At 42.3% G+C, this 26881-nt stretch carries 27 protein-coding genes, 17 tRNA genes and 1 rRNA gene; 11 read left to right on the top strand and 34 right to left on the bottom strand.

The window, feature by feature from the left end:
- Positions 1 to 212: 212 nt before the first annotated feature.
- From BMW59_RS17115 to BMW59_RS17095, 6 genes are all read left to right on the top strand, one after another.
- Entirely contained in the window at positions 213 to 1406 is a 1194-nt protein-coding gene (locus BMW59_RS17115; RefSeq protein ID WP_093054755.1) for an FAD/NAD(P)-binding oxidoreductase, read from the top strand.
- 39 nt (positions 1407 to 1445) lie between these two features.
- On the top strand, positions 1446 to 1994 hold the full coding sequence (locus BMW59_RS17110; RefSeq protein ID WP_093054753.1) for a hypothetical protein: 549 nt from the start codon (positions 1446 to 1448) through the stop codon (positions 1992 to 1994).
- Positions 1995 to 2083: 89 nt separating this feature from the next.
- Positions 2084 to 3505, top strand: coding sequence for an MBL fold metallo-hydrolase (locus BMW59_RS17105; RefSeq protein ID WP_093054751.1), 1422 nt, complete (start codon positions 2084 to 2086; stop codon positions 3503 to 3505).
- A 1-nt stretch (position 3506) separates the two neighbouring features.
- Positions 3507 to 3677: a hypothetical protein gene (locus BMW59_RS21890; RefSeq protein WP_177174412.1), complete on the top strand. Its 171-nt coding sequence runs from the start codon at positions 3507 to 3509 to the stop codon at positions 3675 to 3677.
- Complete coding sequence (locus tag BMW59_RS17100) at positions 3631 to 4662, top strand: ATP-binding protein (RefSeq protein ID WP_143051256.1); 1032 nt, start codon at positions 3631 to 3633, stop codon at positions 4660 to 4662. The genes BMW59_RS21890 and BMW59_RS17100 overlap by 47 nt, the downstream gene beginning before the upstream one ends.
- On the top strand, positions 4659 to 5291 hold the full coding sequence (locus BMW59_RS17095) for a response regulator (RefSeq protein ID WP_093054749.1): 633 nt from the start codon (positions 4659 to 4661) through the stop codon (positions 5289 to 5291). Before BMW59_RS17100 ends, BMW59_RS17095 begins: the two co-directional genes overlap by 4 nt.
- A gap of 367 nt (positions 5292 to 5658) precedes the next feature.
- Here the strand turns inward: BMW59_RS17095 and BMW59_RS17090 are convergent.
- Together BMW59_RS17090 and BMW59_RS21885 are read right to left on the bottom strand one after the other, a co-directional pair.
- Positions 5659 to 5734, bottom strand: a tRNA-Ala gene (locus BMW59_RS17090).
- Between the two features lie 93 nt (positions 5735 to 5827).
- A complete protein-coding gene (locus BMW59_RS21885) occupies positions 5828 to 5986 on the bottom strand; it encodes a hypothetical protein (protein ID WP_177174411.1) in 159 nt (52 codons plus the stop codon).
- A gap of 101 nt (positions 5987 to 6087) precedes the next feature.
- On the opposite strand from BMW59_RS21885, the gene BMW59_RS17085 reads away from it, so the two are divergent.
- The gene (locus BMW59_RS17085; RefSeq protein ID WP_177174410.1) at positions 6088 to 7092 is read left to right on the top strand and encodes an ion channel; all 1005 of its coding nucleotides are present in this window, start codon (positions 6088 to 6090) and stop codon (positions 7090 to 7092) included.
- Between the two features lie 10 nt (positions 7093 to 7102).
- Here the strand turns inward: BMW59_RS17085 and BMW59_RS17080 are convergent, their stop codons facing one another.
- The 3 genes from BMW59_RS17080 to BMW59_RS17070 all read right to left on the bottom strand — a co-directional run bounded on the left by BMW59_RS17080 (position 7103) and on the right by BMW59_RS17070 (position 10398).
- Complete coding sequence (locus BMW59_RS17080) at positions 7103 to 7528, bottom strand: YugN-like family protein (protein ID WP_093054745.1); 426 nt, start codon at positions 7526 to 7528, stop codon at positions 7103 to 7105.
- Between the two features lie 171 nt (positions 7529 to 7699).
- Entirely contained in the window at positions 7700 to 9058 is a 1359-nt protein-coding gene (locus BMW59_RS17075; RefSeq protein ID WP_093054743.1) for a glucose-6-phosphate isomerase, read from the bottom strand.
- A gap of 173 nt (positions 9059 to 9231) precedes the next feature.
- Positions 9232 to 10398, bottom strand: coding sequence for an iron-containing alcohol dehydrogenase (locus BMW59_RS17070; protein WP_093054741.1), 1167 nt, complete (start codon positions 10396 to 10398; stop codon positions 9232 to 9234).
- A 190-nt stretch (positions 10399 to 10588) separates the two neighbouring features.
- Here BMW59_RS17070 and BMW59_RS17065 point away from each other — a divergent pair, with 190 nt between their 5' ends.
- Entirely contained in the window at positions 10589 to 10816 is a 228-nt protein-coding gene (locus BMW59_RS17065; protein ID WP_093054739.1) for a DUF378 domain-containing protein, read from the top strand.
- Between the two features lie 177 nt (positions 10817 to 10993).
- Here the strand turns inward: BMW59_RS17065 and yugI are convergent, their stop codons facing one another.
- Positions 10994 to 11431 (bottom strand): S1 domain-containing post-transcriptional regulator GSP13, encoded by a 438-nt coding sequence (gene yugI / locus BMW59_RS17060; RefSeq protein ID WP_093054738.1) that lies wholly within the window; start codon positions 11429 to 11431, stop codon positions 10994 to 10996.
- Positions 11432 to 11718: 287 nt separating this feature from the next.
- Between yugI and BMW59_RS17055 the strand changes: the two genes are divergently transcribed.
- Complete coding sequence (locus BMW59_RS17055) at positions 11719 to 13065, top strand: sodium-dependent transporter (protein ID WP_093054737.1); 1347 nt, start codon at positions 11719 to 11721, stop codon at positions 13063 to 13065.
- A gap of 117 nt (positions 13066 to 13182) precedes the next feature.
- On the opposite strand, the gene BMW59_RS17050 is transcribed toward BMW59_RS17055, so the two are convergent.
- Both BMW59_RS17050 and BMW59_RS17045 read right to left on the bottom strand, forming a co-directional pair.
- Positions 13183 to 14367 carry an aminotransferase gene (locus BMW59_RS17050; protein WP_093054736.1) on the bottom strand — a complete coding sequence of 395 codons (1185 nt, stop codon included), beginning with the start codon at positions 14365 to 14367 and terminating at the stop codon, positions 13183 to 13185.
- Entirely contained in the window at positions 14364 to 14861 is a 498-nt protein-coding gene (locus BMW59_RS17045; protein WP_093054734.1) for an Lrp/AsnC family transcriptional regulator, read from the bottom strand. Before BMW59_RS17045 ends, BMW59_RS17050 begins: the two co-directional genes overlap by 4 nt.
- A gap of 172 nt (positions 14862 to 15033) precedes the next feature.
- On the opposite strand from BMW59_RS17045, the gene BMW59_RS17040 reads away from it, so the two are divergent.
- Positions 15034 to 15663 carry a cysteine hydrolase family protein gene (locus tag BMW59_RS17040; protein ID WP_093054732.1) on the top strand — a complete coding sequence of 210 codons (630 nt, stop codon included), beginning with the start codon at positions 15034 to 15036 and terminating at the stop codon, positions 15661 to 15663.
- A gap of 194 nt (positions 15664 to 15857) precedes the next feature.
- Here BMW59_RS17040 and BMW59_RS17035 read toward each other — a convergent pair whose 3' ends face one another.
- The 8 genes from BMW59_RS17035 to BMW59_RS17000 form a co-directional block, all read right to left on the bottom strand.
- Entirely contained in the window at positions 15858 to 16139 is a 282-nt protein-coding gene (locus BMW59_RS17035; protein WP_093054730.1) for a ferredoxin family protein, read from the bottom strand.
- Position 16140: 1 nt separating this feature from the next.
- Positions 16141 to 17436 (bottom strand): FAD-dependent oxidoreductase, encoded by a 1296-nt coding sequence (locus tag BMW59_RS17030; protein WP_093054728.1) that lies wholly within the window; start codon positions 17434 to 17436, stop codon positions 16141 to 16143.
- Positions 17429 to 18466, bottom strand: coding sequence for an electron transfer flavoprotein subunit alpha/FixB family protein (locus tag BMW59_RS17025; protein ID WP_093054726.1), 1038 nt, complete (start codon positions 18464 to 18466; stop codon positions 17429 to 17431). Before BMW59_RS17025 ends, BMW59_RS17030 begins: the two co-directional genes overlap by 8 nt.
- On the bottom strand, positions 18466 to 19293 hold the full coding sequence (locus BMW59_RS17020) for an electron transfer flavoprotein subunit beta/FixA family protein (RefSeq protein WP_093054724.1): 828 nt from the start codon (positions 19291 to 19293) through the stop codon (positions 18466 to 18468). The genes BMW59_RS17025 and BMW59_RS17020 overlap by 1 nt, the downstream gene beginning before the upstream one ends.
- A 616-nt stretch (positions 19294 to 19909) precedes the next feature.
- Positions 19910 to 20698 (bottom strand): ABC transporter permease, encoded by a 789-nt coding sequence (locus tag BMW59_RS17015; RefSeq protein ID WP_093054721.1) that lies wholly within the window; start codon positions 20696 to 20698, stop codon positions 19910 to 19912.
- Positions 20698 to 21600: an ABC transporter ATP-binding protein gene (locus tag BMW59_RS17010; protein WP_093054719.1), complete on the bottom strand. Its 903-nt coding sequence runs from the start codon at positions 21598 to 21600 to the stop codon at positions 20698 to 20700. The genes BMW59_RS17015 and BMW59_RS17010 overlap by 1 nt, the downstream gene beginning before the upstream one ends.
- On the bottom strand, positions 21600 to 21809 hold the full coding sequence (locus tag BMW59_RS17005) for a PLD nuclease N-terminal domain-containing protein (RefSeq protein WP_093054717.1): 210 nt from the start codon (positions 21807 to 21809) through the stop codon (positions 21600 to 21602). Before BMW59_RS17005 ends, BMW59_RS17010 begins: the two co-directional genes overlap by 1 nt.
- A complete protein-coding gene (locus BMW59_RS17000; protein ID WP_177174409.1) occupies positions 21802 to 22350 on the bottom strand; it encodes a helix-turn-helix domain-containing protein in 549 nt (182 codons plus the stop codon). The genes BMW59_RS17005 and BMW59_RS17000 overlap by 8 nt, the downstream gene beginning before the upstream one ends.
- A 321-nt stretch (positions 22351 to 22671) precedes the next feature.
- Between BMW59_RS17000 and BMW59_RS16995 the strand changes: the two genes are divergently transcribed.
- Positions 22672 to 23523 carry a DUF6612 family protein gene (locus BMW59_RS16995; protein ID WP_093054713.1) on the top strand — a complete coding sequence of 284 codons (852 nt, stop codon included), beginning with the start codon at positions 22672 to 22674 and terminating at the stop codon, positions 23521 to 23523.
- A gap of 65 nt (positions 23524 to 23588) precedes the next feature.
- Here the strand turns inward: BMW59_RS16995 and BMW59_RS16990 are convergent, their stop codons facing one another.
- From BMW59_RS16990 to rrf, 18 genes are all read right to left on the bottom strand, one after another.
- On the bottom strand, positions 23589 to 25034 hold the full coding sequence (locus BMW59_RS16990; RefSeq protein ID WP_093054711.1) for an NADP-dependent glyceraldehyde-3-phosphate dehydrogenase: 1446 nt from the start codon (positions 25032 to 25034) through the stop codon (positions 23589 to 23591).
- Positions 25035 to 25331: 297 nt separating this feature from the next.
- Positions 25332 to 25407: transfer RNA gene (locus BMW59_RS16985), tRNA-Lys, on the bottom strand.
- A 22-nt stretch (positions 25408 to 25429) separates the two neighbouring features.
- A tRNA-Glu gene (locus BMW59_RS16980) sits at positions 25430 to 25504 on the bottom strand.
- 9 nt (positions 25505 to 25513) lie between these two features.
- Positions 25514 to 25604: transfer RNA gene (locus tag BMW59_RS16975), tRNA-Ser, on the bottom strand.
- Positions 25605 to 25608: 4 nt separating this feature from the next.
- Positions 25609 to 25683: transfer RNA gene (locus tag BMW59_RS16970), tRNA-Asn, on the bottom strand.
- A 3-nt stretch (positions 25684 to 25686) separates the two neighbouring features.
- A tRNA-Ile gene (locus tag BMW59_RS16965) sits at positions 25687 to 25763 on the bottom strand.
- 20 nt (positions 25764 to 25783) lie between these two features.
- Positions 25784 to 25857 (bottom strand) — tRNA-Gly (locus BMW59_RS16960).
- A 28-nt stretch (positions 25858 to 25885) separates the two neighbouring features.
- Positions 25886 to 25962, bottom strand: a tRNA-Arg gene (locus BMW59_RS16955).
- Positions 25963 to 25965: 3 nt separating this feature from the next.
- Positions 25966 to 26040: transfer RNA gene (locus BMW59_RS16950), tRNA-Gly, on the bottom strand.
- Positions 26041 to 26049: 9 nt separating this feature from the next.
- Positions 26050 to 26124, bottom strand: a tRNA-Gln gene (locus tag BMW59_RS16945).
- Positions 26125 to 26135: 11 nt separating this feature from the next.
- A tRNA-His gene (locus tag BMW59_RS16940) sits at positions 26136 to 26211 on the bottom strand.
- 12 nt (positions 26212 to 26223) lie between these two features.
- Positions 26224 to 26297 (bottom strand) — tRNA-Trp (locus BMW59_RS16935).
- Positions 26298 to 26302: 5 nt separating this feature from the next.
- A tRNA-Tyr gene (locus BMW59_RS16930) sits at positions 26303 to 26387 on the bottom strand.
- A gap of 16 nt (positions 26388 to 26403) precedes the next feature.
- Positions 26404 to 26479 (bottom strand) — tRNA-Asp (locus tag BMW59_RS16925).
- Positions 26480 to 26485: 6 nt separating this feature from the next.
- Positions 26486 to 26578 (bottom strand) — tRNA-Ser (locus tag BMW59_RS16920).
- Between the two features lie 9 nt (positions 26579 to 26587).
- Positions 26588 to 26664, bottom strand: a tRNA-Met gene (locus BMW59_RS16915).
- Positions 26665 to 26683: 19 nt separating this feature from the next.
- Positions 26684 to 26759: transfer RNA gene (locus tag BMW59_RS16910), tRNA-Ala, on the bottom strand.
- Between the two features lie 28 nt (positions 26760 to 26787).
- Positions 26788 to 26881, bottom strand: a 5S ribosomal RNA gene (rrf, locus tag BMW59_RS16905); the annotation flags it as partial.

Genomic DNA, 26881 nt, shown 5'->3' with positions numbered 1-26881 from the left:
CGTAGAACAAACCACTTCTCCAGTCTTGCAAGACAGGAAAAGTGGTTTTATTATGAAAAATTTTTTAACAAAGTTTGAAAGCGTTAACAAAACTAAGGGAATTTCCGGATGGTACGTTCACAAAATTGACATTATTATAACCTTATAAACATTATTAACACTTTGTTAACAGTAAAAACATTATAAATTATAAACATGAGGAGGAACGGGCAATGAAATCTCATTTCAGAATTTTAATTATTGGAGCAGGAAGCGCAGGTATCAGTGTCGCGTCACGTTTATTGCGTCATTCAAGTGCTTTTAAGCATGATATCGCCTTAATCGATCCGGCTGAGCATCATTTTTATCAGCCGCTTTGGACACTCGTTGGTGGAGGTGCTGCAAAGAAAGAATTCTCAAAGCGAGAGATGGAATCAGTCATCCCATTTGGCACTCACCACATCCAACAATCTGTCATTGCATTTGACCCGGATAACAATCAAGTAAGAACAGAGGAAGGGCAAATAATCAGTTATGACTTTCTTGTTGTGGCTCCTGGTATTGAAATTAACTGGGACGGCATTAAAGGGCTGAAAGAGACGCTTGGAAAAAATGGTGTATGCAGCAACTATTCCTACGAACACGTGGATTACACATGGGAAACGATCCGGAATTTCAAAGGAGGAAAAGCTGTTTTTACTCATCCGGATTCTCCTGTTAAATGCGGGGGCGCTCCTCAAAAAATAATGTATTTAGCAGAGGAAGCATTCAGCCTTCATGGGGTTCGAAATCAAACGGAAGTAACGTTTAACTCTGCTAACCCGGGGATCTTTGACGTAGAAGAGTATAAACGGGCTTTAGAAGGCGTTATTGACCGGAAACAAATAAAAACCAACTTCAGAACAAACCTGACTGAAGTGCGTGGGAAAGAGAAAGAAGCTGTTTTTGAAAACCTTGATACAGGAGAAACGTTTACAACATCATTTGACATGATACACGTCACCCCTCCCATGCGCGCGCCTTCTTTTCTGGCAGACAGCTCGTTAGCTGGTGATGGCGGTTGGATCGACGTACACAAACATACACTTCAGCATGCGAAATATGCGAATGTCTTTGGCCTTGGTGATGCCAGCAACCTGCCAACCTCAAAAACAGGAGCAGCGATTCGGAAACAAGCACCTGTGGTAGCAAATAACATATTATCGCTTTTAAAAGGCTCACCTATGGAAGCGTTTTATGACGGATACACTTCTTGCCCAATCGTTACCGGCTACCGATCCTTGATTTTAGCTGAATTTGATTATTTCAAAATGCCTAAAGAATCGATGCCGTTTAATCAGGCGAAAGAGCGCCAAAGTATGTACCACTTGAAAAAAGACTTTCTCCCTATCATTTACTGGAACGGAATGCTGAAAGGTGTTATGTAACCGGACCTGGATCCCTAACCATAAAAAGGAGTGAATGCAATGACAAGGCAGGCAGAAGGACACGAACCACGCTGGGCTGAAACGATGAAACATCCCGAAGTTCAGGAGTCTATGACGTATTTGCTGCGTAAGCTGCCTGAAATACAGGCTGCTGTAGAATCGCTCGATCAAATTGTTCAGTTTGGCCAGCAGACATTTCAAGACCGTAAATCAATGGATTATCTGGAGGACCAGATCAGTCTGTCTTCGATAGACCAGGAAAGTATAGAAGCATTTGTAAAATTAATAGGAAAAATACCAGTATTACTTAAGCTGGTTGAACGAATTGAAGAGATGGCAACATTTGCGGAAAGTGTCTGGAATGACCGGGAATCGCTCGCCTATATGTCCTCTTCAATCAGCCAGAACACTCTTACCCAAAAAAGCAAAGAGCTTTGGGAAAAAGCCGATCACATTCAAGCTTTAGCAGAGCAGAACAAGGATGAGCATATTTCGATCTTTACTGTGATGAAATGGATGAAAGACCCGAGTGTTCAAAAGAGCTTGCGATACGCAAAAGCGACTCTTCAGGTTATGAATAATAAATAAGCAGAAATTTCCTTAAGCGGCTGCTGTTAAAGGCCGCGCCTTCAATAATTAACACTGACTGAACAAATTATATTAAGGAGAGTTTTATCATGTTACTGAAATATTTTTACGATAAAAAGTTAGCACAGGCATCGTACATGGTCGGTTGTCAGGCAAAAGGAGAAGCGGTTATTGTTGATCCTGCAAGAGATATAACCCCTTACCTGGAAGCCGCGGAGACAGAAGGTTTGGAGATCGTCGGCGCTTTAGAGACACATATACACGCGGATTATGTTTCAGGGGCCCGTGAAATGGCTGAAAGGCTTAATGCCAAGCTTTATGTATCGGATGAAGGGGATGAAAATTGGAAATATGAATACGTGAATGGACTCCCCCATCAGCTTTTAAAAGACGGTGATCGTTTCCAAATTGGAAATTTAACGTTTGAAGTGATGCATACACCAGGCCATACGCCTGAAAGCATTTCTTTTTTACTGACTGATGGCGGAGCTCAAGCCAATGAACCTATCGGAATTTTTACGGGAGACTTTGTTTTCGCAGGAGACATCGGCCGTCCTGACCTGCTTGAGAAAGCAGCTGGTATTAAAGGGACTTCTTTAGCCGGCGCCTATGATATGTTTCACTCATTAGAACGTTTTAAATTATTACCTGATTTCCTGCAAGTGTGGCCTGCTCATGGAGCAGGAAGCGCATGCGGAAAATCATTAGGCGCTGTCCCCTCCTCTACGACAGGGTATGAGAAACGCTTTAATTGGGCTTTAAAATATAAAGATAAAGAAAAGTTTGCTCGCGATTTAATTGACGGCCAACCTGAGCCTCCTTCCTACTTTGCTGTTATGAAACATGTCAACAAAGCGGGGCCGGAACTTTTAAGTAATCTTCCCGCCCCTGAGAAACTGGAAGATATTTCTCAAATTGAAGCAGAGATTGAAAAAGGTCTCCAAGTCATCGACACACGGGACCATCAACTTTTTGCGGATGAGCATATTCCTGGCTCGATAAATATACCATTTGGCGGCTCATTCCCTAATTGGGCTGGATGGCTCGTTGATTATGACCGTCCCCTTGCTCTTCTGACCGGCAGAGATCAATCAGTGAATGAAATTCTTACAGCCTTACAATCGGTCGGTATAGATTCCACGGAAGCAATTATGGAAGCAGAGGCCGCTCTGTCACAAGCCGATAAAAAAGAAAGCTACCCTGAAATCCAGCCGGAAACAGCGGGAACTGAGATTATAAAAGGAAACGTTCACCTTCTTGACGTACGTAACTTATCTGAATATAACGAGGGCCATATAAGTGAAGCCCAGCATATTATGCTCGGGACGCTGCCTGAACGCATACATGAAGTACCTGCAGGAAAGAGCGTCCTCATTCAATGTGGTTCAGGCCTCCGATCTGCGATTGCCTGCAGTATATTACAGGCTAAGGGTGTAAAAGATGTTATTAATATGACAGGCGGGTACAATGCCTGGATTGATCATAAGCAGTTAAAAGCAGCTGTTAAATAAGATGTTTGGCTATCAGCCAGCCGTTGCCACTGTAGTAAGAGCAGCGGCTGGTATATTTTTCTCTTTCCCTCAATTATCCGGTACAATAAAAGGTGAGGATAATAATAAACGAGGTGGTGGTTTTCATGAAATCTTTACAGTTGGAAGACCGTTATTTAAAGCAGATATTTGAAAACATCCAGGACGGTGTCCTGATCATGGATCATGAACGCAATATTTTAATGATGAATCCGGCAGCAAGAGATTTAACAGGCTGGCGTTTAACTGATCAGGTACCTTACTGCAAATTCTGTCAGGAGCGTGAGCTTACCCCTGGTGAAAACCGCTGCTATTTAATAGAACAAGAAAAAGTTCCGTATTTTAAATCTCAAATGCCGACCTACCTCGGAATAAAAGTAGAAGTGGAAATGAGTACCGCTTTAATCTACGAAGATCCTGAATCCGGCTCAAAGGAATATTTGCTTGTCTTGCGCGATCAACGGCAAAAAAAGCGTGAAGAAGAAATACGCCTCTCAAAATGGATGATTCAAAAACTCATTGAGGCAAAAGAAACTGAACATCAACGATTGGCACAGGAACTGCATGACGGCGTCGGTCAGTCTTTATACTCAATTTCTGTAGCCTTGCAGGCTATAGAGTCATTTGTAAAAGATGATCGGGTGCACCAGTACGTGCATGAAGTACGTAATGAATTAAATCAAGTCATGGCTGATGTAAAGGCCTACTCTTCCCAGCTTCGCCCGAAAAGTCTGGACCGATTAGGGCTGGTGGCAGCTGCAGAAGAATTAATTCAAACGATGAAAAAAAATCATCCGGAGACGACATTTACTTTTTCTCATAATCTCTCCTCCCGCCTTCCAGGAGACGTGGAAATTAACCTTTATCGAGTGATTCAGGAAGCTTTACATAATACTAACAAATATGCGAAAGCATCAAGCGTATATGTTAAGCTTCAAAAGACAAGTGAGGGCTTATTTTTAAATATTCGTGATAATGGTATTGGTTTTAACCCGGATGAAAACGAACATAAAGGGTTAGGAATGAAACATATGGAAGAGCGGGTAGATCAAATTGGAGGGACTTTCCGTTTACAAACTGCTGCCGGTGACGGCACATCCGTTTCTATCCACGTCCCTTTAGAGGAGGATTGGAAATGACAAAAGTGTTAGTGGTAGATGACCATTCCTTAATACGCCGTGGCATTGTCATGCTGCTGGAAGCTTATGATGACCTTAAGGTGGTCGGAGAAGCGAGTGATGGAGAAGAAGCCATGCAGCTCGCTGCAATTGAACAGCCGGATGTCATGCTCCTTGATATTTCCATGCCTGAAGGACTTGATGGTTTAACAACTGCCGAGCGTATGAAAAAAGAGTTTCCTGATATAAAAATTATTTTTCTCTCCATGCACGACGAAGAAGCTTACATAAAAAAAGCAGCGGAACTTCAAGCTGAAGGATTTATTTTGAAAAAGAGCGATCGCAGCGATATGCATGATGCCATTAAACAGGTGATTAGCGGTAAAAGATATTATAAAGTCGGTCTCTCTGATGAACAGTTGAACAGGCTTTTTCAAAGCAGGGGTAAAAGATTCTCCATCCTTTCCATGCGGGAAAAAGAAATTGTACGCCTGTCTGTCCTTGGCTATACAAATAAACAGATTGCAGAAAGGCTCATCATTAGCCCGAAAACCGTAGAAACTCATAAGACCAATATTATGAATAAACTTGCTCTTAAAAATAAAAGTGAACTTATACAGTATGGTATTAAAAATCTAAATGTATTATAAAAAGATTTACAGCTTGGACATGATTTATGGCGGCACAGGTTGTGCCGCAGAAGCACCTTCATCATATGAAACCTCCTGGCTCCTCCCTGCTCAAACAACCCATTATAAATAAAAAACGACACAATTCCTCGTTGGGACGAAGAACCGCGTCGTTATAAGCAATATGTATGGTGCACCTTCCAGGCACGCCGATGTCCGTTTTCAATGAAGCTGAGTCGATAATGGTGTACCCAAAGGCACACTGATTTTCACTCGCTTCGCCGTTTTCTCGGCGTTGCATCGTTCATTAATTATGGTGCACTCTGCGAGCACTTCCGATGTTCGTTCGCTTTGAAGTATCACATCGTAGTGTCACTCACAATAAGTATGGTGGAGCATAGCGGGCTCGAACCGCTGACCTCCACACTGCCAGTGTGGCGCTCTCCCAGCTGAGCTAATGCCCCGTAAGTAATAATGGGAATGTTGTAATGTGACTCACAATTTAAAATTATAAACAGATTTGCGGTAATAATCAATAGTTTTTTGAAATTTTTTCATCAAAAAATAATAAAAAGAATATACCAGAAGAATCCTGCGACAATCGCTGCAAAAAAGCCGGATATTATATTTTCTTTTATTACTTTTTTATGTTTAATGGCGTCAAAAATAATCCAGCCGATGAACATCGTTATGGCGAAAATTACAGCTTGAAACATAAGCTTTCCTCCTTCACTTTTCCTATCGTACCAAACTTGTGAATGAATTGCATTAAGTTTTGTCCATAATGGGAAAGACAGAGTCTGAAAGGAAGAGGTTAATGATTCGCGTAGCTTTATTTTCTGAACTATATGCTAAACGATTTGTTTTATTAAAAATTTTAACCGGCCTTTTTTTGTTTGCTGTATTGGTAGGAATGGTGATGCACCGAATTGAACCGGACGTTTTTGCCACCATTTTTGATGGCGTATGGTGGGCGATAGTCACCATATCAACAGTAGGGTATGGAGATTACGTTCCTGTCAGTCTGACAGGGCGACTTCTAGGCATCCTTCTTATTCTTACGGGGATTGGTATATTCTCGTATTTTATTACTAACCTCGCAGCTTCGACAATGATGATTAAAGAAAAACGGGAAAAAGGGGACGGAGAGTTTAAAAACCACGGCCATCTGCTAATTGTAGGATGGAATGAACGAAGCAGGAGACTTATAAGGGAAACACACCAGCTTTACCCGTTTAAAGATATCGTCATGGTTGATGAAACCCTGCAAAAGCTGCCGTCAGAGTATCATTACATCAGATTTATAAAAGGCAGCCCAAGAGAAGATGAAACGTTACAACGGGCTAATTTACAGCTGGCCGAAACGGTGGTAATCACAGCGAACCTCCACATTGAAGAAAGGCTTGCCGATGCGAATACCATTTTAACTCTCATTGCCATGAGAGGGCTAGCCCCTGATTTATATACCATTGCAGAAATTATTACGCACGACCAGGTTAAGAATGCAAAGCGGGCCGGTGCGGATGAAGTGATAGAAGCCTCACACCATGTCAGTATGTTATTAATGAACAGTACGCTGTATCATGGCTTAACAGATGTCGTTACTAAAATGCTTGACCATAACCACAGGGATCACTTGTGTCTCCATAGATTACCCGAGGCTCTTATTGGAAAAAGTTTTGCTGAAGCTGTTCGTCAGGAAACGTCCCATGATCAGTTTTTGCTGGGGGTGAGACGTGATAAAGAAGCTACACTTCACCCCCATCCTGCCGACAAGTTTTTTTTGCAAAAAGGAGACGAGCTTATTTATGTGAAGAGGTAAGCTCGTCTTTTTAGTTCCTTGGCGAGATCTCCATATTATTTAAAATAATCTGCTCAAGTTCACTGACATATTCCCTTCCTGTCTGAACCCATTCCTGCGGGAATTCGGCGTCCGGGTCCTGCGGTTCAGAAAATTGATTAAGCAGCGGGTTCGGATCGTGTACATTATCATCCAGGCCGCGCTGATATTTATGAGCGAGAAGAAAAGGTCTTCCTAACGTCACATGAACCCCTTTTACATCAAGCTCTTCCCCGTCAACTGCTTCAAATGGAAGTCTCACAAACAAATAGCTGCCGTTGTCTGCCATTTTATAATCAAAATATCCATGGTCATATTCCCAGCCTCCTCCGATAACGTAACCGACTGGTTTAAGTTTCTTCTCTAAATCAATTAATTTAAATGTGTTATTTTCAAGACGGGAAGGTATCTCAATCATTAGCTATTCCTCCTTGTTTCTCTAGGTAGGAATAGCTTCCCCATCTTAAACGTTGTTATTACCCGCTCAGCTTAGACCGGGCAAATCATTGAAAATCCCAAAAACTGGGGGGACAGACCCCCCAGCAGTTTCCAAAAAAGCATGTCCCCATAAGAGGACATGCTTTTTGTATTACTTTTCTTTCAGGCGTTTTTCCAGTTCTGCTTTTTGTGCTTCAAATCCCGGTTTGCCTAAAAGGGCAAACATGTTCTTTTTGTATGCTTCCACTCCCGGCTGGTCAAACGGATTGACACCTAACAGGTAGCCGCTGATCGCACAAGCTTTTTCAAAGAAATAGATGAGGTGGCCAAAGTGATATTCATTTAATTCAGGAATTTCCACTACGAGGTTAGGCACTCCTCCATCGATATGGGCGAGCATCGTTCCTTCATAAGCTTTATCATTAACAAAGCTCATTGTCTTTCCAGCTAAATAGTTTAAGCCATCCAAATCATTCTCTGCTTTGTCAATAGTCATTTCTTCAGTTGCTTTTCCAACATGAAGAACTGTTTCGAACAAGTCACGTCTGCCATCCTGGACATATTGCCCGAGAGAATGCAAATCTGTTGAAAAGTCAGCTGCTGCAGGGAATATTCCTTTCCCGTCTTTTCCTTCACTTTCACCGTACAACTGCTTCCACCATTCTCCTACATAGTGCAGAGAAGGCTCGTAGTTTACCATCAGTTCAACCAATTTCCCTTTATTATAAAGAGCGTTCCTTACCGCAGCATACTGATAAGCCTCATTATTTTCCAAATCAGGCGTGCTGTACGCTTCTCTTGCATCCGCCGCACCTTTCATCATCGCCTCAATATCGAGCCCCGCCGCAGCAATCGGCAATAGCCCTACAGCTGTGAAAATGGAGAAACGGCCGCCCACGTCGTCAGGAATCACAAATGACTCATAACCTTCCTCATTCGCAAGCTGCTTTAGAGCACCTTTCTCTTTATCTGTTGTAGCATAAATACGCTTTCTCGCTTCTTCTATACCGTACTTTTCTTCAATATACTCACGTAAAATACGGAATGCAATCGCCGGCTCAGTGGTTGTTCCGGACTTGGAAATAACGTTAAGGGAAATATCTTTTCCTTCAATAACCTCCAGCAGGTGGCGGGCGTAAGTGGAACTGATATTATTTCCTACATAAAAAATCTGCGGCGTCTTACGTGCTTTCTGGTCTAATTCATTGTAGAAAGTGTGAGTTAATGCTTCGATTGCAGCACGGGCACCTAAGTACGAACCGCCGATGCCTATAACAATTAATACGTCAGAGTCTGACTTAATTTTTTCAGCTGCTTTTTGGATCCTTGAGAACTCTTCTTTATCGTAGTTAACAGGCAAGTCAACCCAGCCCAGAAAATCGTTTCCTGCGCCTGTCCCCTGATGAAGGGCCTCATGAGCATTCTTGACTGCTCCTGCCATGTAATCCACTTCATGCTGAGATAAAAAAGATGAAGCTTTTGAGTAATTAAATGATACTGTATTTGCCATGAATTGATCTCCTCCGTTTATAATAACTTCTTCCCCTTTTCACTTTATTAAAATGAAGGCTGATAATCAAGTGAACCTTCATTTGTAAACGGTTCCAATTGTGATTATTTTTCAAACTCTGCAAAGAAAGGGGGGTTTCTCAAAAGTCTAACTCTTGAGAACCCCCTTTATGCTTACAATGACGCTTTCAGAATCTCTGTCACATCATTTTTATTTAATTTATTAAAGTTTCCAAATGGCCCATTTATCATCGCTTTATCTGCCATCACATCTATTTGGCTGTCATCGATATTATAATCAGCCAGTCGGCTTGGCGCACCGAGGGAAGTCCAGAATTCTTCAAGTTTACGGATTCCCTCTTCAGCGACTTCCTGATTTGTTTTTCCTTCGGGATCCACTCCCCAAACGCGCACAGCCAGCTGAACCAGCTTTTCCTCACCCATCTCCAGATGATGCCTCATCCACTGCGGGAAAATGATAGCGAGACCGCCGGCATGAGGGATATCGTAGACCGCTGAAACGGCATGCTCAATGTTATGAGAAGCCCAGTCCCCTTTAGTACCCATCTGCAATGTGCCGTTTAAAGCGATGGTTCCTGAGTAAAGAACGGTCTCCCGCAGCTTTACATCTTCCAGGTTTTCAACGAGACGAGGCCCTGCTTCTATGACGGTATGTAATACCGCTTCACACATCCGTTCCTGTAAAGGCGTGTTTTCCTGAGGGTGAAAATACTGTTCTAAAACATGTGTCATCATATCTACGATCCCGTAAACTGTATGGTCTTTTGGAACAGATAACGTGTTGCGGGGATCCAGAATAGAAAATTTAGGGAATACAAGCGGACTTCCCCAGCCATATTTCTCATGAGTTTCCCAATTTGTAATTACTGATCCGGAATTCATCTCAGAGCCGGTGGCTGCCAAAGTTAAAATTGTCCCGAAAGGCAAGGCGCTTTCAGGCTTTTCTTTTTTAGTAACTAAATCCCAGATATCGCCGTCATACTGTGCTCCTGCAGCCACAGCTTTTGTGCAGTCGATGACACTTCCTCCGCCTGCAGCTAAGATAACGTCAATATTTTCCTTCTTGCAAATTTCCACGCCTTTATGCACAGTTGACAGCCTCGGGTTTGGCTCCACACCCGAAAGTTCGTATGTCTCAAATCCATTTTCATTCAGTAACGTTGTTACTTCGTCATAAAGGCCATTTCTTTTAATGCTTCCTCCTCCATAAACGAGAAGAACTTTAGTTCCTAATGGTTTAAGCTGTGCGACTAGCTGTTCTTTCACTTGACCTTCGCCAAAAATTAAACGTGTCGGATTCTGATAAATAAACTGATCCATAAATTATGACTCCTTTCGAATAATCGCCGTATACACCATTATTATCTCTTAACTTTTCATAAAAAAGCAAAAGATAACAATTATATTGTTAGTTCATGAATAATTTATGTAATCATTAATCATTCTATAAGAGAAGCACATTTGCTTCTGATTGTGACTAATTTACCCCTTATAAGGAGGTGAGGTGCGCATGAACGGAATTCAACGTACTGCATTAGTGCTGACCATTATCGGTGCTGTAAACTGGGGTCTTATCGGGTTTTTCAGATTTGACCTGGTCGCGGCGATTTTTGGAGGACAGGCTGCAGGTTTCTCCCGTTTCATTTATGCCCTCGTAGGATTGGCAGGGTTGTATTGTATTTCTCTATTATTTAAACCATCTGAGGAGCTGGAAAGAAGCCCGGAACCACAAAGATAAGAATTTTCCTTTGTGGTATAGGTGCTGTAGCTCAATCACAGCATCTGTAAATGAAACCATTCGAATGCTTCCATTTCAGTTTCAGCTGTGAATGGCACAGCTAAACCTCACAAAACGAGAAAAGAGGTAGCCCTGTCAGGGCTGCCTCTTTATCGTTTAAGTGAAAAGCAGAAACCATTATTTTTTGATGCGCTTGTTTAAATCTGCCTGGATTTCGTTAGATTGCTTCAACCAGTCTTTAAGTTTGTCTTCAAGAGTGTTAAACCCTTGAGCCTGGCTTTGCTGTCCTCCACCGGAACGTTTGTTTCCACCGCCGCCGCCGCCGCGAGGGCCGCCGCTTTGCTGGCGTGGACGCTCAGTACGCTCAGGCTTTGGCTGAGTTTCTTTAATAGAAAGTGAAATTTTGCCGGATTCTTCGTCCACTGAAAGGACTTTAACCTTTACTTCATCTCCTACAGATAATTGCTCATTAATATCTTTAACATACCCGTGAGCAATATGGGAAATGTGAACAAGACCCTGTTTCTTTTCATCTAACGCAACAAAGGCACCAAATGGCTTAATTCCAGTTACTTTTCCTTCAACGATACTTCCTACTTCATATTGACCTGACATGAAAACAACTCCTAATTATTTATTAACTGTGTAATTATAACACAGGAATATAAAGTTGACAAAAGGTTTCTTTAGCCCTGTTTTTTCTTCTTTGTTCTTGACACCGGTTCCTGCCCGATTTATATTAAAACAATTGCCCGTTCTGTGTGTATGTAAAACGTCAATTTCATCAACCGTTGTCATACAACAGCCTGACGAAAGCCAATCGACTTTTTCCGCTGGACGTTCCGGCTCAGGCTGCAACTGGAAGGGGCTTATTTAAATGTTAAAAGGAGGTAATTCAACCTATGTCAAAAACACCTGAACAATGGACATCCAAATTAGGGTTTATCCTTGCTGCAGCAGGTTCAGCTATAGGTCTCGGCGCTATATGGAAACTTCCTTATGTAGCCGGTTCCAGCGGCGGAGGGGCCTTTTTCCTCATTTTTTTATTGTTTACTCTTTTATTAGGACTTCCATTATTGCTGGCGGAATTTACCGTTGGACGGTATACGCAAAAAGAAGCTATTTCAGCCTACAGAACAATAGCTCCTGGAGGGAAATGGCACTGGATAGGTAAACTTGGAGTGTGCACATCATTTCTCTTATTATCTTTTTACAGTGTAGTAGGCGGGTGGATCGTCGTTTATCTGTTCCGTGCTTTTACTTTAAATATTCAGGGAATGAGCCCTGAAGAGTTTGGAGCAATGTTTGAAAACACTATCTCTAACCCGGTGCTGGCTGTCCTTGCCCACTTAATATTTATACTGATGACGATTTTAGTCGTCCAGGGGGGCATTCAAAAAGGTATTGAACGGTCTTCAAAATTTATGATGCCCGCTCTTTTTATTTTATTTGTGATCATTGTTATCCGGTCGGTGACTCTTGATGGGGCTATGGAAGGCGTAAGGTTCTTTCTATTGCCTGACTTCTCATCGATGACCCGGGAAACCGTTCTATTCGCCCTCGGCCAGGCATTTTTCTCTTTAAGCCTTGGTGTGTCAATAATGGTCACTTACAGTTCTTATTTGAAATCACAAGAAAGCTTGCCAAAATCTGCTGTATCTATAGTAGGCCTGACAATTTTTATTTCGATTTTAGCCGGGCTTGCAATCTTTCCTGCTGTATTCGCCTTCGGGCTGGAGCCTGCAGAAGGACCGCCGCTGATTTTTATCGTCCTGCCTGCCGTTTTCAGCAGCATTCCATTAGGGAACTTATTCTTTATTTCATTTATGTTCCTTTTATTGTTTGCCACATTAACTTCTGCCTTTTCATTACTCGAAATGGTTGTGGCCTCGATCACTAAAAACGATCCGTCTAAACGGAAAAAGTCGGCTTGGGTGGCTGGGACATTAATTTTCCTTATGGGTATTCCCTCAGCCCTTTCATACGGTATATTAGCCGATCCCTACTTTTTCGGCCTGACCTTTTTCGATTTTGCAGATTTTATTGTCAGTAATATTCTGCTTCCATTAGGCGCCTTTCTTATCGCCGTTTTTGTGCCTTTAAAAATCAGTAAAAAAACCCTTTCGAAAGAAATTCAGAAAGGGGCCGGAATGAAACAATTCTGGTTTGAAGCCTGGTATATCCTGATTAAATACGTCACGCCTGTGGCTATCCTTATTGCCTTCCTCCATGTGACAGGAATCATTTAACAAACGCATATTTTTTAAAAATCGGGGAATAATGGAAAATAATACAACCTAGTATTCCCCCTTTGCAGAAGAGCCCCAATTTAGGAGGCTCTTCTTTTGCCTTATTCAATTATCCTTTTATCCATTCAGCTTTTTCAAAAAAGCTCCGATCCTGTCAATTGCTTCTTCCAACTGTTCCATTGAGGCAGCATATGAACAACGGATATGGCCTTCCCCTCCGGCTCCAAAAACGTGTCCCGGTACGACAGCGACTTTCTGATCCAGCAGCAGCTGTTCGGCAAACTCTTCTGAAGAGAGGCCTGTTTCAGCGATTGAAGGAAAGGCATAAAAGGCGCCGCCGGGCGAATGGCAAGTTAACCCGATTTCTTTTAACGATTTCACAAAATAATTTCTTCGCTGGCGATAGGAAATAATCATTTCTTCCATCTCTTCGCGTCCGTTAGTCATCGCTTCAAGTGCTGCATACTGGGCCATAGTGGACGCACACATCATTGCATATTGATGAATTTTTAGCATGGCCTCTGCATAAGGCTTCGGAGCTGTCAGATAACCTATGCGCCAGCCAGTCATTGCATAAGATTTTGAAAACCCGGATATTAGAATTGTCCTTTCCTTCATCCCTTCAATCGAAGGAAAGCTCGTATGGTCGCCGTCATAAGTCAGTTCTGCATAAATTTCGTCAGACAAAACCACTAAATTGTGATCTTTAACTACTTCAGCTACTTTTGTAAGCCCCTCTTTTCCCATTACTGCTCCTGTAGGGTTATTAGGAAAAGACAGCATTAAAGCTTTTGTTTTACTTGTAAGTCTTTCCTTTAGATCGTTTTCATCAATTTCAAAGTTTTTATCAATGGATGTCGGTACAGGGACCGGAACTCCTCCTGCAAGTGATACGAGAGGAGCGTATGAGACAAAACAAGGCTCAACTATGAGAACTTCATCACCCGGATCAACAATAGCCCTTAACGCCAAATCAATGCCCTCACTGGCTCCAACCGTCACAATTACTTCGCTTTCCGGATGATAATCCACACCGAAACTTTCTAAAAGATATTTGCTGATCGCTGCCCGAAGTTCAAGCAGGCCGGCATTAGCTGTATATGAGGTGACGCCTCTTTCTAAGGAATGAATGCTTGCTTCACGGATATTCCAAGGCGTTGAGAAGTCCGGTTCCCCTACCCCCAATGAAATAATATTATCCATTGAAGATGCAAGGTCAAAAAAGCGCCGGATTCCGGACGGCTGGATCCGGTTTACGGCTGCCGACAAACGTGGCTGGTGCTCGGTTTTAATTATACTCATGGTGATACCACCATCCGGTGATCTCCTTCTTCATCCTGTCCGAAGATGACACCGTCATGTTTATACTTTTTTAACTGAAAGTGAGTGGTCGTAGAAATAACTGAATCGAGAGTTGATAATTTTTCCGATACAAACTGGGCAATATCTGACATTGACCGTCCTTCAATAGAAACAGATAAGTCATATGTGCCTGACATAAGATAAAGTGCCTTCACTTCTTTAAACCGGTAAATTCTTTCGGCAACTTCATCAAAGCCTACACCTCTTTTAGGCGTGACCTTTACGTCAATCATCGCCGTAACGGTTTCCGCTATGTCTGTCTTACTCCAGTCAATGAGGGCGGAATAGCCCAGAATCACTTTTCGATTTTCTAAACTTTTCAGCATGGCTGCGATCTCATCGGCCGGAGTATCGAGCATCTTTGCTAAACTTTCCTCTTTCATTCTTCCTTCTTTTTCTATAAGACTGAGCAGTTCACGTTCTTTTTCGTTCATAAATGAATGATCCTCCTGACTAGTAGTATCTCAACCTGTTTTAAATCCTTATTAAGGGGAAATATAATTGAGCATGTTTTATTTTTATACTTTTCTGATATCACTATATTCACTATATTCTACATGACTATAAACGTCCATACCAGACGTAATTTTATACAGGAGGTAAAAAATGACTAAAATTAACCAAAATCCTCATGTGAATGACTATCAGCACGTGGCTATTTTATTAATAGATATGATCAGTGATTATGAATTCCCGGATGGCGAAAAGCTGTTCGAGCACGCTCTTCCGACTGCCAAAAATATTGCTGAGTTAAAAAACCAGGCAAATGAACTGCAAATTCCGGTATTGTACGTGAATGACAATTATGGAAGCTGGCAATCAGACTTCCCTAAAATTGTAGAGGACATTACGAAGAGTCCTCGAGGTAAACAAATTGTTGAGTACCTGCAGCCGGATGATGATAATTATTTCATACTAAAGCCTCAATATTCGGGTTTCTTTATGACGCCCCTGGAATTGCTGCTGGATTACTTAAATGTCAAAACTCTTATTATAACTGGAGTAGCCGGAAACATGTGTGTCCACTTTACAGCTAACGACGCTTATATGAGGCATTATAAATTGTACGTCCCATCCGATTGTGTGGCCTCAAACAGTCAGGAAGAAAACGATGAAGCCCTCCATCTTATGAAGAGAGTTCTTAAAGCTGAAACTGCTCCTTTAGCTGAATTGGATTTGGAAAAAATAAAATATGAATGGATGGACACGCCAAGCACACACCCGAAGAAAAACTGAATATTCTATATATTAAAGCCTGTCTTTACGTCTGGCGTCCGAATAAGCTATAATAGCACTGTAGCAACAGTGTTAAAGTCTTACTTTGCCATTTTACCACTCATTTTAAATTGCTTATTCAGGAACTCTGAAATTAAGCAGAAGACCTCGGGAATGGTTATCCCGAGGTCCCATTTTTCTTTTTTGTAACCGCTTTAAGCTAATCGGAAAACAATACCGTGTCCGCCTTTTGGATATTCCCACTTAATATTCTCATGAGGGCATCCGATTCGGCAGCTGCCGCATTCATGGCAACCTTCGAATCCCACAAACATTCTGTCGCCTTCCCATTTGTACACTTCTGCGGGACAAAAAATTGTACAGTCTTTATCAGGGCATTGAGTGGCACAAATCTGGTGGTCTTTCACCTCTAAATGAGATTTCTGATCACAGTTGAACCTGATAAGATACTGCTTATCTTCAAGAGTTTTCGCCATCTTACTTCACCGCCTTCCAAGCTTTATACATGTCTTTCGCCAAACCAATTTTTCCGCGGCCTGCAGTCATCTTCGCAATGATTTTCTTCTGTTTTTCCCACTTTGGCGTACCGTCGACTGTAAAGAATGTATTCATAGCCTGATTCATTAACGGGACATATTCCTGGAAGTATTGCGGATTTTCTTCAAAAGTATGAGCAGCATCTTTGTATTTTTTCAGATCCTTACCGATAAAGCTGTCGTAGATCTCGGTTCTGTAAGAGTCCAAAGTTTTCTCAGAAAAGTCACCTGTTTCTTTTGCTTTTACAATTGTTTCGGCTGCTATTTTACCCGAAGACATAGCCATGTTAGAGCCTTCACGGTGAATAGCATTAACAAACTGGGCGGCATCCCCTGTGACTATCACACCATTTCCAACAAGTTTCGGCACGGAATTAAAACCGCCTTCAGGGATTAAATGTGCCAGGTATTCCTGGGTTTCAGATCCTTCTATATAGGGCTGAATCATTGGATGCTGTTTGACATGCTCCAGAAGTTCATAAGGTTTAAGCTTCTTTTTCATCATTCCCGACAGCGTCGTTCCTACACCAATGTTTACACTATCTTTATTCGTATACAGAAAACCTGTTCCTAAAATTCCATGGGTCGCATCACCGAATATTTCTACAGACACACCCTGGCCGTCTTTTACGTTAAAACGTTCGTTAATTGTTTTAGATGGGAGCTTTAAAACTTCCATCACTGTCAACGCGACTTCATTCGGTTTCCATTCTTTATGAAAACCAAGCTGCTTTGCTAACAGTGAATTAACGCCGTCTGCCAGCACGACCACATCGGCATAAACATCTCCGTCCGGCCTGTCTGTCCTTACCCCGACAACTTTTCCATCCTCAACTATGCATTCTGTCGCTACTGTTTCATTAATTAAAAGAGCACCTTGTTCTACCGCTTTATCAGCAAACCATTTATCAAACTTAGCACGTAACACTGTAAAATTGTTATAAGGCTCTTTAGCCCACTCCAATCCTTTATAACTCGTAGTAATCATTGACTCCTTATCTAAAAACCAGAAGCGTTGCTCCACTACAGGCCTTTCAATTGGCGCTTCTTTCCAGAATTCAGGGATGATTTCTTCTAACTGTTTCCGGTAAAGAATGCCTCCCATCACATTTTTGGAACCTGGATATTCGCCCCTTTCAATCAAAAGGACTTTCAAACCGTTTTTAGCGGCCGTATAAGCACAGCTGGTGCCTGCAGGCCCGGCTCCTACAACAATCACATCAAATTTTTCAGACATTTGCTGTCACCCCTCCTGCTTCTTCCCCTTTTAAAGCCTTTCGGAATTCCTCTGTCAGCATTGGAACAATTTGAAAGGCGTCAGCTACTATCCCGTAGTGAGCGGCATTAAAAATAGCTGCCTCAGGATCATTGTTAATAGCAATAATCATATCTGAATTTTGCATTCCTACGACATGCTGAACTGCTCCTGAAATTCCAATAGCAAAGTAAATTTTCGGTGTAACAGTTAATCCTGTCTGACCAACCTGATGGTCATGTCCGCAGAGCCCGGCTTCCACCACATCGCGGCTCGCACCGACTGTGGCATTCAACACTTCGGCAAGTTCTTTCACCATATTAAATCCTTTTTCGTCTTTGATGCCTTTCCCGGCTGCCACTATGACATCTGCTTCCTCAAGGTTAACAGCTTTTTTAGCGTCCCTTACAATTTCAAGGACTTTAGTACGCAGATCTTCTTCTTTTAAAGTAATTTTTTCTTCAATTATTTCTCCCTCGCGTCCTTCTTCAGGCTCCGGCTTTTTCATTACTTTCGGACGCACAGTTGCCATTTGCGGACGGTGCTTCTTACACAGAATTGTGGCCATAATATTTCCGCCGAAAGCCGGACGGCTCGCTTCAAATAAACGTTTCTCCAAATTAACGTCAAGCAGCGTTGTATCTGCAGTCAATCCGGTCATAACTTCAGTTGCTACTGCACTTGCCAGATCTTTTCCGTTGGAGGTGGCTCCGTAAAGGAAAATTTCAGGTTTGTATTTCCGTACAAGATCTCCAACCGCTTTCATATATGTTTCTGTTCGGTATTTTTCTAAAATCGGATCGTCTATGACATAAACCTTATCTGCCCCGTAAGAAAATAAATCACTGGCACTGTCTTTTACATCATGCCCTAAAAGTACCCCGCACAAGTTCACTTCCAATTTATCAGCCAGGTCTCTTCCAGCTCCCAAAAGTTCGAGACCTACATCAATAATCTGACCGTCCCTCTGCTCAATAAACACCCAAACGTCCTTATATTCCTCTATGTTCATTATTTTTCCCCGCCTTTCACACCAAACAACTCTCGTTTTTCAAGTGTAATGGCCAACAGTTTTTCAACCTGCTCTTTTGCTTCCCCTTCAATCATTTCTGCCCCAGAGCTTTTTTCCGGCGGCCACATTTTCCCCACGATGGTCGGGGAACCTTTCAAGCCTAATTGTTTAATATCTACATCGTCCAGATCATCCACGGTCCATACCGTTGGCTCATAGCGTGCAGCCCGCAGCATATTTGGCAGCGGAGAATAAGCGACTTCGTTAATCTCTTTTTCTACTGTCAGCAAACAAGGAAGCGACGACTGAATCAGTTCGTAACCGTTTTCAATTTTCCGTCTGACTTTAAGTTTTCCTCCTTCAAGGTCCACTTCTTCCACTTTAATGACATTAGTTAACGGCGGAATTTCCATACGTCTGGCGATACCCGGGCCTACCTGGCCTGTATCTCCGTCTATGGCGTGTTTACCGCATAATACTAAATCGATGCCTTGCTCATGTTGCAGTTTCTCAATAGCTTTAAAAAGCGCGTAACTTGTAGCTAACGTATCAGCACCGGCAAACCGGCGGTCAGAAATTAAATATCCCTCATCCGCACCGATTTCCACACATTTACGGATGGCATTGCGTGCCTGGGGAGGTCCCATTGACAGGACGATAACCTTCCCTCCGTGTATTTCCCTCAGACGAACTGCTTCTTCTACTGCATGTGCATCATAAGGATTTAGAATTGCTGGTGCACTGGACCGGTCCAGTGTATTAGTCTTAGGATTTACTTTAATGATCTTCGTGTCTGGTACTTGTTTGATACAAACAAGTATATTCATTTTTCCCCACCCTCTTTTCATTCATTTAAAAACGAGTCAAGTGTCCCGGGATTCCCCTTTCCCAGTTTTCCTGCTTCGTTCATGATCAAAAACCGCCTGCACATTACTTCACAAAAAATTGTTCAATCATTCACGTAACAAAAGGCAAATAGAGACACAGCAAGAACTGGAAAACGCTATTGTAAATAATAACCAGATTTTTCTCTCATGCTGTGAAACTTCAATTCTGTCATTCAGTTGCTATAGCAAACGGTCAGGGAACTGTAAGTTGATAGCTTGTGTGGAATGGTGAGAGTCCAAATGGTGCACTGTCCCTCTCGATGAATGTTCTCTTCCTCCCTTCATCAAATCTCCCGTCAGCAGAACCCGCAAAAAACGTCAGTAGAAACCCTTTCAGTAAGTCTGTCTTTATAAACTTATTAAACATAAAGGTTTGAAAGCGGTTTCCTTAGTTTATTTATATCAAAAATACGGGAAGCTAACAACCTAGAATTACGTATTTCACGAAAAAGTCAAACTTTTTAAACATTTTAATATTAAAAAGGTGTTTATAGAGAAAAATGAAAAGGCAGGGTGCCATATGATGCCCCGCTGCCTCTTTCATTATATTTTTTGTTTATTCAGTATGGCCGGCTACTTCCTTTTTGTTAAACATATAAATGGTTAAAGTCATTATCCCTGTTATAAGAACGATCGTCATAGCGAGACTTACCCAAAAACCATCTCCTGTATCCCCGCTGTAAAACAGCATTTGACTGTGACTTGAAAGCATGCCTGGAGACCACTTCATCAGGTCAGGCGTATACATACTTAAAACGCTCATCAGCAAAGCTGTTCCAAGTGACCCAAAAGCGACAATGGCCGTGCTTCTAAACAAAGCGCTGAGACACAAAACAAGTGTCATAATAAATGTAATCCATAAAGCGTACACCGCTCCCCCGCTTAACACGTTATTTACAGGGACAGTCTCTATTAACAGCGCAGTATAATAAACCGCTCCTGCAAAACCAACCACAAACGAGCTTAAAGAGATGAGGAGAATATGAACCCATTTAGCAGTTAAATAATTAAAATAAGAAACCGGCTTAACTAACACCATAAGATGTGTGCCGTGACTTTTCTCTCCAGCTACAGTTCCCATAAAAGCCAATACAAGCACAAGAAAGCCGATTTGGCTGAACTGGCCGAGTGTTCCTGCCAGAACTTCCGCTCCTGAAGGCGGAGGAATATCCAAAACAGCCCCTTCAGGAAGGCCACCGAAATTTTCTATAATATCTGCAAAATAATATGAAGTAAGCGGCTGCATCACCCCCAGTAAAATAAACACGACTGGCAGCCAAAGCCATTTAAAATTCCTGACAGATTCTGTCCATTCTTTTTTAAATAATACTCCCCACTGCTTCATCATCTCATCACCTTCATAAACAGATCTTCAAGCGACGTTTTCGCTACTTCAAACTTTAACAGTTTTAACTTATGAAGCATCGGGTCTTTTAAAAGGGCGTCCCTCGCTGTATCAACCTCTTCTACGGTTAAGGTTAATTTCTTTTTATCCAGCTTTGATTGACGGACCCAGGATTTTTCATTAATGGAAGAAAGCCAATTATCCATTGCTTTTTCTGTCTCTATAAAAAAAGCAGGCTGCTGATACTTTTGTTGTAATTCGCTCAGGCCCCCTTCAATAATTATTTTTCCTTTTTTCATTATAAATATATCATCGGACACTTCTTCGGCATCATGCAGCACGTGGGTAGAGAATAAAATGGATGTATGCTGTTTCAGTGTTTTCATTAGCTCCAGTATTTCTCTTCTTCCTATCGGGTCAAGAGCCGAGACTGGTTCATCGAGGATCACGAGCTTTGGTTCGTGGACGAGAGCCTGAGCAATCCCAAGCCTTTGTTTCATTCCTCCTGAATAACCGGAAACTTTTTTTCTCCTGTCTTCCTCAAGCCCTACAAGACTCAGCATTTTATTTGTACTTTCTTTAGCTTTTTTCTTAGAAAGCCCAGCCAGTTCAGCGGAAAAACTCACATATTCTTCACCCGTCATCCAACCGTAAAACTTAGGATATTGAGGTAGATAACCTATATGTTTTCTGCGATCCCCGGCATAATTTTTATTAAAATCAATCTCCCCTTCTGTCGGTTTTATCAGGCCTGTGAGCATATTTAAGGTCGTTGTTTTCCCTGCTCCATTAGGACCTAAAAGAGCCGTACATACTCCTTCACGAATAGAGAGGCTAACAGTATCGACAGCGGCATTTCCATTATATTTTTTAGTTAACCGTGCCGTTTCAATCAGGCTCATCAGTCATTCCTCCTCCCGAACACGAAATAAAGAATCGGACCGATAATATTAATAAATACAATGACTAAAACCCAGATCCACTGAGGTCCGTTTGTCTTGTCATGCTTAAAACAATCAATCAGAGCAACAACCATTAAAATAGCCTGTAGAATAAGAACAGGGGCTATGATAGCCCAGTTTTCCTGCAACGCTTGTGTCAGTTCATTCATTTTCTTCACTTCCTTTTATGTTTTTTTCAGGAATCATAATAGTGGATAAAGTACGCTTTCTAGCCCCGTCAGAAGACAAGCGGCAGTATTTCTCCACCAGCTCCCGGTACTCTTCGAGAAACTTTAAGTTATCTTCTTCATTTAACTGCAAATCAATCTGGGTATAGCCAAATCCATCTTTTTCAATATCGATGTCGCCATCGAGGTATTCTTCTAGCTGTTTTATTATTAATGCTGCATACATCATAAAGTAACGGCTGTGCTCTTCCTTCGTTATGTTCTTTGCTTCCTCTCCAGACATGTGAGCATTTTTTCCATTTAACGTATACCTTTTTTCAAGAGTCCCCCTGACCTGCTTTTCTTCTTCCACCTCAACGATCTGATGATTTCTCAATACTTTTAAATGCCGGTATAAAGTAGCCTGTGGGATATTCTGCAAGCAGTCGATCATCTCCTGGACCGTCATCGGCTTACGGGCCAATGCCTTTAATATTTTTATACGTATCGGATGGAGAATTACGTCTCCTTTAGACTGTTTCATAAAGAAAGGAGCCTCCTTATTATCACTATTGATAATTTTATCATAAATGATTACAGTCATTTTGTCTATAGTGATTATCACCTATGATAATCACTATTTTATGTTTCCTTGCCTTTATATATCCCCTATTGAATAGAAACAAAGGCTCACGTAACCGCCGGGCCTTTTTCGAAAAATTCGTTCAGGCTAAGCGAAAAATAAAACATAACTTCTTATTTTTTCCATACTCATGTAGAATGACTAATGATGGGCAAATTGGAAATGAAACCTTTTTCCATTTAAAAACGTAGAGAAAGACAGATTAAACTTGGAGGTTATAGTATGAAAAAAGTTTTGTTTACAGCCTTCTCTGCAGCAGCTCTCTTAGGGTTGACTGCCTGTGGGGAAACGACAACAGAAGATGGTCTTAATGTGGAAGATATCCTTAATAAAACTATGTCTGCTATGGAAGACTTAAACTCCTATTCTATTGAAATGGATATGAACCAGCTTATGAAAATGGGAGACGAAGGAGAAATGGCTTTTGATTCCTCAGGGGATGTGGAGCTGACCATGGAGCCAATGACGTTAAAACAGTCAACACGGATAGATATGGGCGAGTTTGGAATGGGAGAAGAATCAGAAATGACATATCTTACTTATTTCACCGAAGATGAGGGCTTTTTTGTTGAAGATCCTATGTCAGGCACTTGGCTGAAACTTCCTGAAGAAGTTATGAATGATATGTTAGCGATGTCTGAAGCGCAATTAAACCCTGAAGACCAGCTTAAGCCTTTTAAAGAGCATATATCTGAAGTGTCAGTAGAAACGACAGATTCTTCCTATGTTATTACTCTTGCTGGAGATGGCATTGATATGGAGCAATTAATGGAACAGATGGGCGGAATGGGGCTTGAAGGAATGGACCCAATGCTTAGTGAAATGATGGAGGATATTGACATTGAAGCATTAGCCTATGAGATTTTCGTAGATAAAGAGACATTTTATCAGACAGAAGCAAACATAGATATGACTATGACAATGACCATTATGGAAGAAACGATGACAACTCAACAAAAAAGTAATATGATCTTTTCTGATTTTGACAAAATAGATCCAATTGAAATCCCTCAGGACGTCCTTGATAATGCAGAGGAAGTGTCAGAAGAGGAAATGATGGGCGGCGGATTTTAAACCTTCTTAAAACTTACGTATATAGAAAAAAGCTGCTCTGATACTTCAGAGCAGCTTTTAAAGGTTTATAGGTTTAACACCAGCACTTTATCTCTTAACATTGAATCAATACTGCGCCCGATACCCTGTACGCCTTGTCCTGAATTCTTCACGCCAAGGAATGGGAAATGGTCAGGGCCGCGTGATGTTTTTCCATTAACCTGTACGGTTCCGACATTTAATTTATCTGCGATCGCAAAAGCATTTTCAAGATTCTGAGTGAATATGCTGGCTTGCAACCCATACTCGTTTCGTTTCTCAAGGTTCACTGCTTCCAGTTCGTTATCTATGCGTATAACTGGGATGACTGGGCCGAATTGTTCTTCCCAGGCCACGTCCATATCTTCTGTCACGTGGTCCAGTAAAGTACCTCCGAGTAAGTTTGCTTCTTGAGTCCCTTCTGTTACCACAGTAGCCCCTTTCTTCTTTGCATCCTCGATTAGAGAGACGACAAAGTCAGCTGATTTTTGATCAATCATAGGGGTTATATTCGCATTTTCACTCGATTTTCCTACCGTGAGGTTTTCCACTTTTTCTTTTAATTTTGCTACGAGTTCATCTGCTACACTATTAACGACCATCACACGTTTAATAGCTGTACATCTTTGTCCTGAATAGCTCAGCGCGCCGCTTATAATTTCATTTGCTGTTTTTTCAAGATCGGCATCTTCCAGAACAATCGCTGGGTCTTTACCGCCGAGTTCAAGTACTACAGGAATCATAGAAGCTTTCTTGGCAATATGCTGGCCAGTCCCTGTACCGCCTGTAAAAGTAATCATGTCGATTTTAGGGTGAGTTACAACGAAATCACCAATTACAGACCCTCTTCCAGTCACAACATTAAGAACTCCGGCAGGCAACCCTGCTTTTACAAGGGCTTTTACCATTAACAGACCGCTGATAGCCCCTTGTGTTGCCGGCTTAAATACTACCGTATTACCTGTAATTAAAGCAGGAGCAATTTTTGATGCTGCAAGGTTTACAGGATAGTTAAATGGAGCAATTGCTAATACTACTCCATGAGGTACTTTTTGAACCATAGCCTTTGTAGACTTCGATGCTCCCGGGAAGGCATCTCCCTGAATGAAACTTCCATGTGTACGTAATCCTTCTTCAGCTGTATGGCGAATTAATTGAGCCGTACGCTTAACTTCCCCTTTAGCGGAAGATAATGTTTTTCCAACTTCTAAATGAATCATCTCGCCAATTTCCTCTGTCATCTTCTCCAGCTCTTCTGCCCAGCGGTGAAGAAGCTGAGAACGTTCATGGCCTTCAGTTGCTTCCCAGTTTTCCTGAACATCAGCTGCGCTGTTGACAGCTGCGTCAACCTCTTCTTGACTCATAGCAGGAACTTCCCCGGCAACTTTGCCATCGTCGGGAGATTTTATTTGGACAGTTTCTCCACTTGCACTTTCCTTCCACTCATTATTAAAAAGATATGGATAGACTTTATTATCTTGACGTACATCCATGTTGACCACTCCATTTCTTTAAAGTAAGAAAGCAGTTTTTACTTTCAATGTTTCTTATTAAAACATGTGAAAACACTTACAAACAACCGATATGCTTATATTTATTAAAAAATTATCTGAATTTAATAAAAAATACACTTATATAAATGATTAATTTGTATTATTTAACATTTATAGATATAGAATCCTTTGGAGTGATAGAAAAAAAACGAGTCAGTTAAGACTCTGCGGGGGGGGAAAGGGGAAGTAAAATAAAAAAAAGTCTTCCTTATAAAAAGGAAAACTTTGATTATGTAATGGTGAGCCATGAAGGACTCGAACCTTCGACCCTCTGATTAAAAGTCAGATGCTCTACCAACTGAGCTAATGGCTCAAAACTTTATTACAATAAATAATGGTGACCCGTACGGGATTCGAACCCGTGTTACCGCCGTGAAAGGGCGGTGTCTTAACCACTTGACCAACGGGCCAAACATAAGTGGCGGAGAAGGAGGGATTTGAACCCTCGCGCCGTTTGCACGACCTACACCCTTAGCAGGGGCGCCCCTTCAGCCACTTGGGTACTTCTCCTTAATGGCTCCACAGGTAGGATTCGAACCTACGACCGATCGGTTAACAGCCGATTGCTCTACCACTGAGCTACTGTGGAATATGGTGGGCCTGAGTGGACTCGAACCACCGACCTCACGCTTATCAGGCGTGCGCTCTAACCAGCTGAGCTACAGGCCCATTAAGGAAAAACAAAAAAATGGAGCGGGTGAAGGGAATCGAACCCTCGTCATCAGCTTGGAAGGCTGAGGTTTTACCACTAAACTACACCCGCATGTGTGAAACCTATTAAATTTGAAAAATGGCGCGCCCGAGAGGAGTCGAACCCCTAACCTTCTGATCCGTAGTCAGACGCTCTATCCAATTGAGCTACGGGCGCATATGGAGCGGGAAACGGGATTCGAACCCGCGACCCCCACCTTGGCAAGGTGGTGCTCTACCACTGAGCTATTCCCGCATATTAAACTGGCAGGCCCAGCAGGATTCGAACCTGCGAATCACGGAATCAAAATCCGATGCCTTACCGCTTGGCTATGGGCCTATTTGATGTCATGGGGCGGCTGATGGGAATCGAACCCACGAATGCCGGAACCACAATCCGGTGCGTTAACCACTTCGCCACAACCGCCTTAATAAAAAATGGCAGGGGTAGTAGGAATCGAACCCACATCAAAGGTTTTGGAGACCTTCGTTTTACCATTAAACTATACCCCTAAACATGGTGGAGGGGGAGAGATTCGAACTCCCGAACCCTGAGGGAGCGGATTTACAGTCCGCCGCGTTTAGCCACTTCGCTACCCCTCCATGAGGAAAAAATATATGGCGGTCCCGACGGGAATCGAACCCGCGATCTCCTGCGTGACAGGCAGGCATGTTAACCGCTACACCACGGGACCTTATAATGGCGGAGGAAGAGGGATTCGAACCCCCGCGGGCCGCAAAGCCCCTGTCGGTTTTCAAGACCGATCCCTTCAGCCAGACTTGGGTATTCCTCCGGGTTATTATGGTAGCGGCGGAGGGGATCGAACCCCCGACCTCACGGGTATGAACCGTACGCTCTAGCCAGCTGAGCTACACCGCCATAAAAAAACAATATAAATTGGTGGAGCCTAGCGGGATCGAACCGCTGACCTCCTGCGTGCAAAGCAGGCGCTCTCCCAGCTGAGCTAAGGCCCCTTATTTAAAGTAAGACAGAAATATGTAAGCCCAGCGACGTCCTACTTTCACAGGGGGAGAGCCCCCAACTATCATCGGCGCTGGAGAGCTTAACTTCCGTGTTCGGCATGGGAACGGGTGTG

It is taken from the genome of Salipaludibacillus aurantiacus (genome assembly GCF_900111295.1).
GTDB classification, from domain to species: domain Bacteria; phylum Bacillota; class Bacilli; order Bacillales; family Salisediminibacteriaceae; genus Salipaludibacillus; species Salipaludibacillus aurantiacus.
This window is presented reverse-complemented; position numbering and strand designations above follow the sequence as displayed.